Origin of the sequence: Pseudomonas sp. Z1-14 (assembly GCF_051132005.1) — a bacterium.
Taxonomy (GTDB): Bacteria; Pseudomonadota; Gammaproteobacteria; order Pseudomonadales; family Pseudomonadaceae; genus Aquipseudomonas.
In genome coordinates this window covers 4,137,765-4,151,299 of sequence record NZ_CP071646.1, presented here as the reverse complement: position 1 = coordinate 4,151,299, position 13,535 = coordinate 4,137,765, and the positions used below count along the sequence as shown (strand labels likewise).

Below are 13,535 nucleotides of genomic sequence, written 5' to 3'. Positions count from 1 at the left end.
CCCTCCGGTTCCAGCATTTGCCTCGTCGGGGCCGCTGCGCAGCCCAGCGGGAGCAAGCTCCCTCGCCACGGGTCAGTACAGATCCCCAAACTCAACTCGCTCAAACTCCCGCCCACTCTCGCCATACCCCACCTTCGGCACCCCCGCCAGGCGCCTGTGCAGCACTTGGGTCAGCGAGTTGTCGAGGGCCAGGCTGGCGTCGCCAAAATCCCCGTCCAGTTGCAGCGGATGAACGATCACTTCCAGCGAACCATGCTTCGGTGGCGCCGCGTGATGAAGGTCCGCTGGCGTGCAGACATAATCCGCCGTTGCGCCGCAGAGCCTGCGCAGGCGGCGGTTGAGCAGGGTTTTGAAGATGCGTTTGGCCACGCTCAGGTTCGGTCCCAGGTTACGTGCCAGGCGCATGGGCACGCCTTGCCGAGCGGCGAAGCGAGCCACCAGTTCGCCGACGGGCCAGATATTGTGCACATGCTGATGAGAGTCCAGATGGCTCGGACGCAGGCCACGGTCCAGGCAGTATTGCCACTGCGCCTGGAGTTCTTCTTCCACGGCCGCCAGATCATCCGTCCCCAGCCGCAGGCTGTAGCGCGACAGATTAAGGTCGAATTCGCCGGTTGCATTGCAGAATGTCTGCCGTGTCCTGATTGCCTGACTCAGCGGCGGTCCGTAACTGAGATTGAAATGCAGGCCGATGCGCCCTTCAAGCAGTGGGTGTTGGGCCAGCTCACACGCCTGGTCGAACCCCGGCATGTTGGCCATGGCCGTGGCGGAGCTGATCACGCCTGCCTCGAAGGCTCGCAGAATCAAGTCGTTTTCATCGAGGCTGAGCCCGAAGTCATCAGCGTTGACGATCACTTGGCGAGGCATGCGTGTCCTCCGGCTTTTTGGCAGTGGGCGACGTCGTTGCGGGCGGTTTGGCGCGGCGCTTGCCGAGCCAGGGCTTCAGGCTTTTCCATAGCCGCAGGGCGAACCCCAGGAGCAGGCCATCGGGCCGCCAGGAATAGAAACTCCAGCGCCAGTGCTCAAGTTGGCCGGTCATGCGTTCGTGCAGTTGATGGCTGGAATTCTCCAGGCTGACGCGCGATGCATCGATCCACCGCCAGTTCTCGTCCAGCCCCCAGCGGATCCACTCTTCGAGCAAGACCCGACCGCTGCCCAGGTCGGCGTGCCGCGGCAGGAACGCCAGGTTGTAGTCATACAGCCGTCCCTGGTCGAGCAGGCCGAGGCGATAGCTGATGCACTCGCCGTTCAGCTCCAGCATCACCACCCGCACCAGGCCTTGGGCGGCGAGGGCGGTGAAGGCAAGGTTCATCCATTGCCGGCGCCCGGGGTCGGCGAAGATGCCGACACCTTCCTCGCCTTTCCAACTGGCCGCCTCGACTTCAGCGAGAGCCCGCAGCAGCTGCCCCATGCCGATGGCATCCGGCGTCACCCGACGTATTTCGGCACCGCAAGCGGCGATCCGCTTGCGCGCGCGGCGCAACTTGTAACGCGGATCGCCGGTGATTTCCTGATGGTCACTGTCGCTGATCAGGTGCACCGGGACCCGGCAACTGAGCCGCCGTTCGCCGGTGGAACTCTGCGCCATCCAGGCACTGAGCACGCTTTGTTCGCCGACCGGCTCGATCACTTCATTCAATTGCAGCAACGCGTGGGGCACCTGCTGGCGGATCTGCATCAGCGCCTGGCCCATGGCGTCGGCGTCCAGGCGCACCAGCAGGGCGATACGGTCAGCCAGTGGAAACCCCAAGTGATGCAACACCCGAAAGCGCAGCCCGCCGATGCGCTCGCGCCCCGCGACCAGAGGCAGGCACAGGCACAGTGTCTGGTCCTGCCAGCCCAGCAGCACATGGAGTTGCTGGTCGGGCGCGAGGGCGAATTCCGCCGCTTGCAACCAGGCCAGCGTATTGAACGGCGTAGCGTCGACCACCTGGGTCCGCAGCTCTTCATAAGCCGTTGCAGGAAACTCCGCCGCGCTCATGGAGCGACACCACTGGAACCGGATCGCCATGGACGTCAGGCCGCCGCAGCCGATGCAACCGGCCGGGCCGGTTTACGGAAGGCGTCGAGTACCGAGCCGCTGTAGAACGTGTCGCGGAAGAACCGGAAGCGACCGAACAGGCAATACACATGGGTGATCTGGCCGCACTCCTGGAAGTCCATGCGGATGTGCATCTTGATCGCTGGGGTGTTCTGCAAGTCGCAAACATCGACCATTTTTTCGCAGCCCTTGTCCGCCATGACTTTCCACATGTCGGTCTGTACGTCCGCCGACAGCTGGGAGCCCCAGTACGCACGGATCATTTCTCCGCCGAACTGGAAGTATTCGCCAGGCTTGACCGGGAACCAGCAGCCATAGAAATGGCGGTCAAAATAGTCTCGTGTACTGGCCCAGACGAAGCCCACGGTGTCGCCCTTGTCGTCCAGGTACATCAGGCCGGTATAACCTTCGGCGGCCAGCTCGCGCATGGTTTCGACGCGGTCGCCGAAATGCCTGGCAAAAGCGTCGGCGTTTTCGACGGTGATGAACTCGCGACGTACCGGTGGGTAGGGCCTGAGGGTGTGCGGCCGCAGCGGGATTCTCACATCGTGTTCCAGCCATACCAGTTGCGAATGGAAAAACACGAAGCGACGTACCAGCAGTTTGAAAACGGAACGCAGGCCTTTTTTCTGAATGCGATCACGCAATTTTTGCAGAGCGTTCATGGAGCCTCCTGACGGATAGCGGGTTGGGGGGGAAGGGTGGCAGTCCAGCGCAGGGCGAATACGGTTTCTCCTGGCAAGAGAAATCCGACCTGGCCGGCCTTGCAGTTGAACGGGGCATTGCGGCTGATGTTGTCCGGGCCGAAATACATCAGGCTGGCGCCGGGCTGCGGGCAGCCCGCGCCCTGCAGGCTGACTTGATGGGCGCGAGTGCTTTTGTTCACGCCCAGCAGGCTGCGCTGCTGCCCGGTGGCCATGGCCAGCGCGTCGACTTCAAACGCGTCGTTGTCCAGGCGCAGCACCTGGTCGAGCCAGTGCTGCTGGATGAATTGTTGGGCCAGGCCCACCGGCTTGAGTTCGAAGCGCTGGTTCTCCAGCACTCGCACCATGCCTTTGGGGTATTGCGGCTCGTCGGCGGACTGGAACCAGTTGAGCATCTCCAGCCAGCCGTCGGCGGAGGCATTGATCGCCACCGACGTCCACCACAGCGCGGCGTAGTGCGTTTCCTGATCGTAGGGGCTGAGGCTCGAGCCGCTGGAAATGTTGGTCTGATCCAGCAGCAAGGCCTTGCGCGGCCGGCCCTGGCTGTCCAGGCCCACCAGGTCGGCGGCCTGGCGGACGCTGTTGCGATAGACCCGGGTCGCCAGCAAGTCGCGGACCATCCATTCATGCCAGGCCAGGGCGTCGATCCGGTCGCCGGAGGTTTCCAGCAGGCGCCGTGCCCAATCGATGCCGCGCCGATCCGCCGCGTTTTCGGCCAGCGGGCCATTGGTGAATCGGGAGCTGGCCGGCATGGCGATGCGCACTCCGGCGCGGGCATTGGCGTCGTTGGCGCGGACCTGGGCGGCCAGGCTTTCGAACATCTGCTGGAAGCTGGCGAAGTCCGGATAGTTGAGGTTCGGCTCGTCGGCGAAACTCAGGTAATGGAGGCCCTTGCCGCCCAGGGCGCGGGTCGTGTCGAGCCAGGCTTGCAAGCCGCTGCTGCTGGTCCGGTCGGCGCGCAGATCGGCCTTGCGTTGGCTGCCGGCCAAGAGGGTAATGTCCCGGGTGATGCCGAAGCGATCCTGGTACAGGCGCCGGAACGCATCTTCGTGGTCGGCCTTGGCCGCCGTGACATCGACGAAACTGTAGTAGGTGGCCGCTCGGGGCTTGAGGGTATCGATCACCGCGTAGGCGGACGGTGGCGGCAACACATAGGGCAGGGACATGCCCAGGCTGGGGGTGGGGCCGAGCACATCGTCATGAAGGGTCAGGTGGGTTTGGCCCGGATCCTGGCGCAGCGGCTGCAACTGCGCCGGGTCCTGGGCGAACAGGTTGGCGCTACCGTCGAGCCAGAACGCTACCTTGCCGTTGCCTTGCAAGTGCAGACGCCAGGTTTGCTCGACATCCGCCACCGGCAGGGCGATCTGGTCGAACTGCCAATAGGCGCGATACGGTTTGAGATTCAGCTGGAGCTGTTTGCCGTCGCCGACGCGCCGGGCTTGCAGCGCGTGCACACCGCCATGGAATTTACCCGCCAGCACTGCGCGTTCGCCGGCCGCCACCTTGAAGTACAACTCGTCGCCATCGTGGGCTTCGGCGCTGAAATGCACTTTCGCCGGAGCGAACAGGGCACGGGTGCGCGCGTCGTGCTCTATCGTATAGCGGCGGAAACTGTAGCCGGGAATTTCCAGGCGATAACTGGCGGCACCAGGCCGCAGCGGCCACTGCTGCTCGCCACGGGTCTGTGCCGCCTCGACCAGGCGCTCACCGGCCAGCCGCCCCTGGCCGTCGAGCAGGTAAAGGTGTTCGGTATTGGCATCGGCCTGCCAGGCAGGCACCCAGCGCACGGTCACAGTGCTTGGCTGGTCGGTCTGCAGGTACAGGCTGCCGTCGCGAATGCCGGTCCATTGCATGGACGCGCCATGGGCCGAGGCTGCGAGGGCCAGAAGGCATAGACCGGCGCCGATTTTTCCCATGCACCCCACTGGCCCCATCGCGAGCAAGCTCGCTCCCACAGGTGGTCTGTGGTGAACACAAATACCGAGTCCGACACCAGCCCCTTGTGGGAGCGGGCTTGCTCGCGAAGAGGCCGTCACCTTCAACATCACCGCCAGCTGACCGACCGCTTTCGCGAGCAAGCCCGCTCCCACAGTGGGAATGTGGTGAAGACAAATACCATACCCAACCCCGCCCCCCTGTGGGAGCGGGCTTGCTCGCGAAGGGGCCGTCACCTTCAACCTCCCAGCCAGCTGACCCAGCGCTTTCGCGAGCAGGCTCGCTCCCACAGGTGATCTGCGGTGAATACAAATACCGTTGCCAACCCTGGACCCTGTGGGAGCGAGCTTGCTCGCGATGGCGGTCTGGCGGGCGGCGGTGTTCACGCGGATTTCCCCAGCAGCATCTGGCGCATCGGCAGCAAATCGCTGGGCAGGATGATCAGTGTCTGCCACAGCGCCACGCCGCTGAGGCGGCAGTACATGCCCAGCAGCGCCAGCGTTACCCCCAGATAGGCGATCGACGACGCGGCGGCCGCGCCGACGATGCCGTAGCGCGGTATCAGGACCAGGTTGAGCGCCAGGTTCAGCAGCGCGCCGACGCCCATCAGCAGCGACACCGTGCCGGGTCGGTCCTTGCCCAGCAGATCCAGGCGCAGGATGCTCGCGTAGCAGAGCCCGAACAGCCCCGGCAGCAGCGCCAGCAGGGCCGGGTAGGCTGGTTGATAGGCGGCGCCAAACAGCGTGACGATCAACCATTCGCCAATCAGCGCCATGCCCAGGCAGGCACCGAGCATCACCGTGGCGGTCAGGCGCAAGGCCAGCGGGGTCAGGCGCTGCATGTCGCGGTCTTGCTGCAGCAGGCGTTTCATCAGCGGCGTGGTGACCGCTTCCGGCACGATCAGCAGCAGTTCGGCCGCAGCGCTGGCCATGGCGTAATGCCCCAGCGCCGTGCTGCCCAGCAGGGCGCCGATGAACAGGAAATCCGAGCGCAGCACCACTTGCTGGAACAGCAGGTCCGGATGGCTGCGGGCGCCGTAGCGCAACAGCTCGTTCTGGCCGGCGCGGTCCCACTGCAGCTCGACCGCATGATCGCGGCGCAACCACATCCAGCCGGCCAGCACCACCAGGCTCAAGCCCGCCAGCCAACTGATCAGCGCCGCCTTCAGCGCTTTGTCTTGCCACATCCAGAACAGCGCCACGAACAACAACAGCGGTGCCAGCGATTCCATCAGCCGCAACGCGTTGAACGCGCCCACGCCGCCCGAGGCATTGTGCAGCGTCAGCAGGCCACTCTTGAGCACGGTCAGCGGTACGGCCAGCAACAGCAGCCAGGCCAGCAATCCCAATTGCGTGGTGATGTCCAGCTCACCGCCGAATTCACGCACCAGCGCCACCACCAACAAGGTCAGCAACCCGGCCAACAAACAACCGAACACCAGCACCTGGCTGAGCAACAAGCCCATCGAGCGCTGCTGCGCCGCCTGGTAACCGACGGCGGAATTCAGGCCACCGCTGGTGGCGGCGCTGATCAGGTCGGGCAGGGTACTGAGCAATGCAAACAGCCCACGCTCGCTGGGCCCGAGGATCCTTGCCAACAACACGTTGCGCAGCAGCCGCAGAGCGATCATCGCCAGGCGCGTGCCCATGCTCAGTGCCAGATGCTTGAGGTAATGGGCTCGGCTCATGAGCGGGCTCCTCGACGGATGCGCCAGGTCAGCAACTCGGGGTGGCAGGCATTGCGCTGGCTGACGCCGAAGCGTGGCAGGTTCAAGGGGTCGCCATCGTGGCGATACAGCCCGGCCTCGGTGCCCAGGGCAAACGGAAAACCGTGGGCCGCCACCTGCTCGCGTACCCGTGCATCATGATCACCGTTGGGGTAGCAATACACCGGCAGGGGTTGCGCGCAGCCATTTTCCAAAGCTATCCAGCTGCGGGTCAGTTCCTCGTGCAAACGCTGGTCGTCCAGCCCGGTCAGGATCGCATGGCTGGCACCGTGGGGGCCGAAGCGGATCAGGCCGGAATCTTCGAGCATGCGCACCTGGGTCCAGTCCAATGCCTGGGGTTGCGAGCCCTGCGGACAGGCCTCGGTGAGATCGCTCAGGGTTCGCGCATCGAGGGTTTTCAGGCTTTGCAGGAAATGCAACAGCGCCAGGCTGCGGCGCTCGTCGTCGATGTCATCGAGCAGCACCGGCAATGGCCGGCCGACCTGCTGCAAATGCTCGATGAGCGAATGCCGCGCCAGCTGCCCATGGCTGCCCCAGAGGGTTTCGCCGATGCTTTCCCACCAGAAATGCTGGCGGCTGCCAACAAAATCGGTGGACAGGAAAATGCTCGCCGGCACCTGGTACTGGCGCAGCAAGGGAAAGGCATTCATGGCGTTGTCGCGCCAGCCATCATCGAACGTCAGGGCCACCCGCGGACGGTTCGGAACGCTTTCCGGGTCGGCCAGCAGCAAGCTCATCAGCGGCACGCATTCAAAATGCCGTTGCAGCCAGATCAACAGGTGTTCGAACGCGTCAGGCCCCACGCACAGCTCGTTGCGATGCGGCAGTTCGGCGGCGCGGTCGTTGTTCAACACCCGGTGCAACATCAGGATCACGCCGGCGCCACGCAAGGGATGGCGCCCCATCGACGTGTTCAGGTACAGCCAGCCGCCGGTGCGCTTGAAGACGTGTTTGATCGACATCGGCGTTGCTCCTTAGCGGTTCTGCTCGGGATTCCATTGGCTATAGCGGTGGCCGCGCAGAAACTGCCACAACCCGATGCTCATGCCCGCCAGCGTCACCAGCACGAACGCGGCCAGGCGGAAAGGCCGGGGCAGACGGTGGCCGACGTCCAGCAACCCGATCAAGGCGATGGCGTAACCGAGCAACTGCGCCACCAGGCTCAGGCGATAGAATCCATGCTCGCTCCACAGCCAGGCGTTGCTCAGCAACAGCGGCACCAGCAACACCGGCGCCAGGCGGCGGATCAGCTTGTGGCTGATCAAGCCAATGGCGTAGAGCCCATGGCGCAAGGGATTGAGCAGTTCCCGGCGCTGGGCCAGGCTCTGCAACCCACCGACGGTGACCCGCTGGCGCCGGCGGAACTGTTTGTCGGCTTCGTCCACGCCCTGGTCGGTCACTCGGGCGAGCGGTGCGTAGACGATCGCCTTGCCGGCCACCGGCGCACAGGTGCTGAGAAAAAAGTCATCGTTGACTTGCGCCGGTATCGCCTGGAAAAGCTCCCGGCGCAGGGCCAACAGAGCACCGTCAGCGGAGACCATGCAGCCGGTGCGGCTCTCGACCCGACGCAGCCAGCCTTCGTAGTGCCGATACAGGCTGTCGCCCAGGCTCAGGCCCTTGCCGGGCACGGGGATTACCATGTGCCCGGCGCAGGCGCCGACTTCCGGGTCGGCCAGCGGCGCCAACAGATGGCCGAGGGTATCGTGGGCCCATTGATTGTCGGCGTCGGTGAACACCAGGATATCGCCGCTGCTATGGGCCACGCCCGTGTTGAGGGCGGCAGCCTTGCCTTGGCGCGGCAGGTCGAGCACGCTGATCCGCGGATCGCTGACCTTGCGTGCGCAGGCCACCGTGTCATCGGTGGAACCGTCGCTGGCGAGGATGATTTGCAGCGAGCGCGCGCGATAATCCTGAGCCAGCAGCGTGCGCAATTTTTCTTCGATGTGCCGCGCCTCGTTGTGGGCGGCAATCACAATGCTCACGTCCATCGGCACTGCCGTGGCGTAGCGTCGTAGCGGAAACAGCGGCGCCAGCAAGGTCAGCAGCAGCGGGTAGCCGAGGTACGCGTACACCGGCAGCAACAGGCAAGACCAATAGAAAAACTCAGCCACGGGCAGGTCTCCTGACGTTCCATTGAAAAAGATTGAGCAGCAGCGCCGCGCCGGTCAGGTGCAGGCGCACCCCATGCAGGGCCCACAATTGCAAGGTCAGGCGCGGGTCGCGCTGGCTCTGGCGCAGGCTCAGAACCAGGGCCGGCAATGTGCTGATCAACAGCAGCATCAGCCCCAGGCGCGCCTGGCCCTGGAACAGCGCGACCAGCGCCAGGAAATCCAGGCCCCAGGCACCGATGGACAAGGCGGGGAAGCGCAACAGCCGCAGGCTCGGCCCGTGGCTGCGCAGCAGTTGCCAGTGACTGCCCTGGCGCCACAGTTCCTTGCTCATCCACTCGCGCCAGCTGCCTTCGTAACCCCAGTGCAGGGCAAGGCTTTCGCTCACCAGCAACAACTGCGCTCCGGCCTGGCGCAGGCGCAGGGAAAAATCCTTGTCCTCACCGGTGCGCAGGGTTTCATCGAAGCCACCGACGCGATCGAACCAGGCGCGGCGCATCAGCAGGTTGGCACTGGGCAGCCACTGCACCCGGTGCAGCGGACGCGACCCCGGGCGTTGGCCGCGCCGTTGCCAGGCCCGGGCGAACCACGGCGCCTGCTCGGGCGTATCCAGGTCGAGACCGAGCACATTGCCCTGGCGACCTTCGATTTCGATCAACAACCTGAGCCAGTCGGCGGGCATTTCGATGTCGGCATCGATGAATGCCAGCCAGTCGCCGCTGGCGGCCGCCGCGCCACGATTGCGCAGGGCACCGATGTGCACGCCGGGCACGATCAGCACCCGGGCGCCCAATTCGTTGGCGATGCGCGGGCCATGGTCGTCCGAGCCGTTGTCTACCACGATCAGCTCGCACTCCAGCTGCGCCTGGCGCGCAGCTTCCTGCGCCGCCAGCAACGTGCGGCCGATGTGCCGGGCCTCGTTGTACATCGGGATCACAATGCTTACGCGTTTCATCAACGGGTCTCCTGCGGCGCGGACCGTTCGGCGTCGTAGCGCAATACGCTGGTCAAGCCCAGCATGATCCACAGCAACTTGTGGTTCGGTGCACTGAGGAACATCAGGAACAACGCCAGCGACATGAAGCTCATGCCCAGGTGCGTCAGCAGGTCCGCCTGCACCCAGTCCCGACGCTGGAGCCAGAGCTGGCGTGCGCGCAGCAGGTTGTAGAGACCCAGGCCGATCATGCCGACAAACATCAACCCGCCGGGAATGCCGATCTCGCTGAAGATTTCCAGGTAGGTGTTATGCGCCCGGCGATACAGGTCCCCGAGTTTGCGGTTGGCCGAGAAAGCCTTGGCGTAACCGGTGGGGGCGTAGTGCAGGGGAAACGTTCCGGGACCTGAGCCGAGCAGCGGATTTTCGCGAAGCATCTGGCTGCCGACGACGATGTACGAGGCGCGACGGCCCAGGGATTCGTCCTTGTGAGCGCTGGCGCCAGCGCTGAGGATGCTCAGTGACTGGATGCGCGCCACGTAGCCGGCCGGCATCACCGCGATTGCCAGGGGAATCAGCAGCGCCAGCCCGAGCATCGCGAAGCCCAGGTGCCGTGGGCGGATGCGCGGCAGCTGCGCGCGGTAGTGATACAAGCCGATCATCAGGCTGAGCAGCAGCACTACCAGTCCCGAACGCGATTCGGTCTTGGTCATGCCGCCCAGCAGCAGGATGAAGCAGCCACCCCAGAACAACCGGTGCAGCAGGTTCGGACTGCGCACCACCAGCAACAACGCCAGCGGCACGGTGAAGGCGATCAGCAGGGCGAAGGTGTTCGGATCTTCCAACAGGCCGGAAGCGCGGCCCTGATCCTGGTACCGGGCGGAGAACATCGCCAGCACGCAGGTCGTCGTGACGCTCAGGGTGACCAACCGGCAGAACAGGTCCAGGTTCAGCTCGCGGCCGATCAGCAGGGTGATCGCGAACAGCACCAGGCCCACCGCCAGTTCCCGGAAGTGGGTGGTGGAGAGGCCCGGGTTTTCCGATAGCAGCAGGCTCAGGCCATAGAACAGCATGAAGCCGATCAGCGGCTTCCAGATATTGCTGCGCAGGCGAGTGGCGGGAATCTGATGCAGGGCCAGTTGCAACGCCAGGATCAGGATCAGCGCCAGCCCGAGGAACTTGCTGCCGGAAAAGGCGTTTTCCTTGAACAGGCCTTCGAACGGCACCAGCGCGGCAATCCCCAGCAAGCCCCAGCCGGGCTTGCGATAGAGCACGGCAACACCGACCAGGCCGAGCACCGCGCCGGGAGCCAGGTACGGATAAGGGCTGGCCAGCAACATCAGGCAAACCAGGCCCAGGAGGCTGACGATCGAGAGCGGGACAATCATGGCCGGGCCTCCCGTGCGGTGCGGATATACAGTTGCGACCAGCGTTCGGCCAGCGTGCGCAGGTCGTAGCGGTCGCGTTGGGTGCGCCGTGCGTTGTCGGCGAGGATCTGCGCCAGCGGTGGTTCGCTGAACAGTGTCTCGATCTGCCGGGCCAACTCGTCGCTGTCGGCGGGCGTGGCGAGCAGGCCGTTATGGCGGTCCTGCACGACGTCGGGAATGCCGCCGACGCCGAACGCCACCACCGGCACTCCGGCTTGCATGGCTTCGAGCAGAATCATCGGCGTGCCCTCGGTGCGTGAGCTGATCACCAGTACATCGAGGCGGCTCCACCAGGCATTCATGTCGGTCTGGTAGCCAGGCAATTCGATGCGCGTGGGCAGCCCGGCATCGGTGATGCGCTTGAGCAGGAGCTGGCGTTCCGGGCCGTCGCCGAGCATCACCGCGTGCAGCGAAGCATGGCGCTGGCACAGCGGGATCATGGCGTCGAGAAACAGGTCCGGGCCTTTTTCGCTGCTCAAGCGGCCGACGTAGCCGACCCGCCAGCGCTGCCGGTCATCGCGATGCGGCAGGGGTGTGGCGACCGCCGGCAGACCGTTGGGAATCACGTCGAGTTTGTCCGCCTGCACGCTGGCCTGGCGGTGCAACGCCGCGATGCTTTCGGCCACGCATACCACTCGCTTGACCGAGGCGGTGCGGCACAGTTGCAGGCTCAGCCAGGTATAGAAACGCTGCTTGGTGCTGCGCGGCGTAAAGCCGTGCTGGGTAATCACCAGGGGCAGGCGCAGCAGCGTGGCCGCGGCCCAGCCGAACAACAGGCCTTTGAAGTTGTGCGTGTTGATCAGCGGTCGTTCGGCGCGCCGTTGCCGCAAATGCTGCAGCAGCTCGGCCCAGTTGGCGCAGTGACGGCAATCGACCCCGGCCTGGCGAAAGCGCGTGATCAAGGTCGGCGGCGCCGCCAAAAACACCACCTGGTGCTGGCCGGGCGTGGCCAGGCAATGATCGAGCAGCATCCGCTCGGCCCCGTAGAAGCCGCCGCTGTCGAGCAGATGAATGATCGACAGGGGGCTGCTGCGGTGGGACGGGCCGAACGGCGCGTTCAATTTCTCACCCAATGGACAAGGCTGGGCAAGCTCCAGTTGCGATGCGGATTGACCTGCTCGGGTGACTGCTCGTTGATCACCAGCAGCACCGGCAGATCCAGTTGCTGGGTGATCTGCGCCGGATGCTTGAAGCGATGGTCGAAGAACTCACGCACATAGACCAGGGCGATGGCCAGCAGCAGGCCGCTGAACAGGCCGAACACAATGATCAGCATCGGCTTGGGAAATGCCGCGGCGGTCGGTTCGAAAGGCGGGCTCAGGACCCGGGCGTTGGACAGGTCGTTGTCCAGCGAGCGGGCGGTGCTGGCTTCGGCGAATCGCTGGGCGTAGGTGGAGAACGCCGCGTGCAGAGCGTTGATTTCGGTGTCCATCTGCCGCAGCTTGCTCTGGGTTTCCTGCAACTGATGGATGCGCTCCTTGAACGCCCCGATGCGCGCTTTTTTCTGCTCGATCACCGAGCTGACCACCGCAAGATCGGTGGTGCGTTCCTGGATGCGGTTGTTCACCACTTTCAGGAACTGCTGACGGGTGCGCACGATCTGCTCCCGGGCCAGCAGCATCGGTTCGCTGCCGGGCTGGAAAATCGCCAGGTCATTCATATAGCGGCTGACCTGGCCGGTCAGTTGCTCACCCAACTGGCGAATTTCCCGGTCTTCGAAGGCGATATTGTCCACCGTGGTGGTGAAGGTGAACGGGAAGGTGTGGTCGTTGAACCGCGAGCTGGTCGTCGCCGCCAGGCTGCTCTTGAGGTAGTCGAGCCAGCGTTGGCTTTGCAGCAGGCGATCCTGATAGAGGTTCAGCGCCTGCTCTTCGGTATTGATGGCGTTCAGGCGGAAAGTGACTTCTTCCTTCGGATCGGACGAACCGATGCCCTCGAGCAGCCCGAGTCGTTTGTCTTCGAGGCCGTCGAGACGCGTCTGGTATTGGGCTTTTTTCTGCTCGTAGAAGGTCTGCGGCAGTTCGATCGATTGCAGTTCCTGGCGGCCGGTGAGGTAGTTCTTCAGCAGTTGCGCGACGAACCGCGTGCCCTGGGCCGGGTCACCGAAGCTGTAGACGATGGAGATGACATTGGAGCCGGGGAGGGTTTCTATCTTCAGGTTTTCGATGGCCTGGTCGGTCAGCGTATCGAGCATCGTGTCGCGCACCGGATCGACCTCAAGCCCCAGGCCGTCGCGCAACGGGTTGACCACATACTCACGCAGCGGCTGGGTGATGTAGCGCTTGAGCGGCTCGCTGACCCATTTGTTGAGGATGCCCGGGCTTGGCGTGTACTCGCCCTGGTCGCGCAGGGTCTGGATGGTCTGGCGAATCAACGCCGGCGAGCGGAGGATATTGCTCTCGGTTTCCATGTCCGCCAGGGACGGCGGGATGAACGTGGCGTTTTCCTGGTTCAGCGACGTGGTGGCGTCGCCCTGGGAGAGTTTTTTCGACTGGACGATCACTTGGGCGGTGATATCGAAGCTCTGCTTGAGCATCAATGGCAGCACCAGGGCGATCACGGCGAAAATCAGGAAGATGCGCTTCACCCACTGCTTGTTGGCAAAGAAGATCCTGAAAAACTCGTGCAGATAATTTTCCTTGGGGTTCATGATCGGTCAC

Annotated in this window: 11 protein-coding genes; all 11 read right to left on the bottom strand. The window is 64.3% G+C overall.

Translation table 11 applies throughout. From position 1 onward, the window contains the following. Positions 1–72: 72 nt before the first annotated feature. Positions 73–867, bottom strand: a complete 795-nt coding sequence (locus J3P89_RS18955) for a ChbG/HpnK family deacetylase (protein ID WP_434695270.1) — start codon at positions 865–867, stop codon at positions 73–75. After that, positions 839–2,011 carry a GNAT family N-acetyltransferase gene (locus J3P89_RS18950; protein WP_434695269.1) on the bottom strand — a complete coding sequence of 391 codons (1,173 nt, stop codon included), beginning with the start codon at positions 2,009–2,011 and terminating at the stop codon, positions 839–841. Before J3P89_RS18950 ends, J3P89_RS18955 begins: the two co-directional genes overlap by 29 nt. Before the next feature lie 5 nt (positions 2,012–2,016). Next, entirely contained in the window at positions 2,017–2,706 is a 690-nt protein-coding gene (locus tag J3P89_RS18945) for an N-acetyltransferase (protein WP_434624865.1), read from the bottom strand. Further along, entirely contained in the window at positions 2,703–4,661 is a 1,959-nt protein-coding gene (locus tag J3P89_RS18940; protein WP_434695267.1) for a hypothetical protein, read from the bottom strand. The genes J3P89_RS18945 and J3P89_RS18940 overlap by 4 nt, the downstream gene beginning before the upstream one ends. A gap of 401 nt (positions 4,662–5,062) precedes the next feature. Further along, positions 5,063–6,367, bottom strand: coding sequence for a lipopolysaccharide biosynthesis protein (locus J3P89_RS18935; RefSeq protein ID WP_434695266.1), 1,305 nt, complete (start codon positions 6,365–6,367; stop codon positions 5,063–5,065). Further along, the gene (locus tag J3P89_RS18930) at positions 6,364–7,368 is read right to left on the bottom strand and encodes a polysaccharide deacetylase family protein (protein WP_434695265.1); all 1,005 of its coding nucleotides are present in this window, start codon (positions 7,366–7,368) and stop codon (positions 6,364–6,366) included. The genes J3P89_RS18935 and J3P89_RS18930 overlap by 4 nt, the downstream gene beginning before the upstream one ends. Positions 7,369–7,380: 12 nt before the next feature. Then, positions 7,381–8,517, bottom strand: a complete 1,137-nt coding sequence (locus J3P89_RS18925; RefSeq protein WP_434695264.1) for a glycosyltransferase — start codon at positions 8,515–8,517, stop codon at positions 7,381–7,383. Further along, the gene (locus J3P89_RS18920; RefSeq protein ID WP_434695263.1) at positions 8,510–9,469 is read right to left on the bottom strand and encodes a glycosyltransferase; all 960 of its coding nucleotides are present in this window, start codon (positions 9,467–9,469) and stop codon (positions 8,510–8,512) included. Before J3P89_RS18920 ends, J3P89_RS18925 begins: the two co-directional genes overlap by 8 nt. Next, positions 9,469–10,836 (bottom strand): O-antigen ligase family protein, encoded by a 1,368-nt coding sequence (locus tag J3P89_RS18915; RefSeq protein ID WP_434695262.1) that lies wholly within the window; start codon positions 10,834–10,836, stop codon positions 9,469–9,471. The genes J3P89_RS18920 and J3P89_RS18915 overlap by 1 nt, the downstream gene beginning before the upstream one ends. Beyond that, the gene (locus tag J3P89_RS18910) at positions 10,833–11,936 is read right to left on the bottom strand and encodes a glycosyltransferase family 4 protein (protein ID WP_434624854.1); all 1,104 of its coding nucleotides are present in this window, start codon (positions 11,934–11,936) and stop codon (positions 10,833–10,835) included. Before J3P89_RS18910 ends, J3P89_RS18915 begins: the two co-directional genes overlap by 4 nt. Next, a complete protein-coding gene (locus J3P89_RS18905) occupies positions 11,933–13,525 on the bottom strand; it encodes a GumC family protein (protein ID WP_434695260.1) in 1,593 nt (530 codons plus the stop codon). Before J3P89_RS18905 ends, J3P89_RS18910 begins: the two co-directional genes overlap by 4 nt. Between the last annotated feature and the right edge of the window lie 10 nt (positions 13,526–13,535).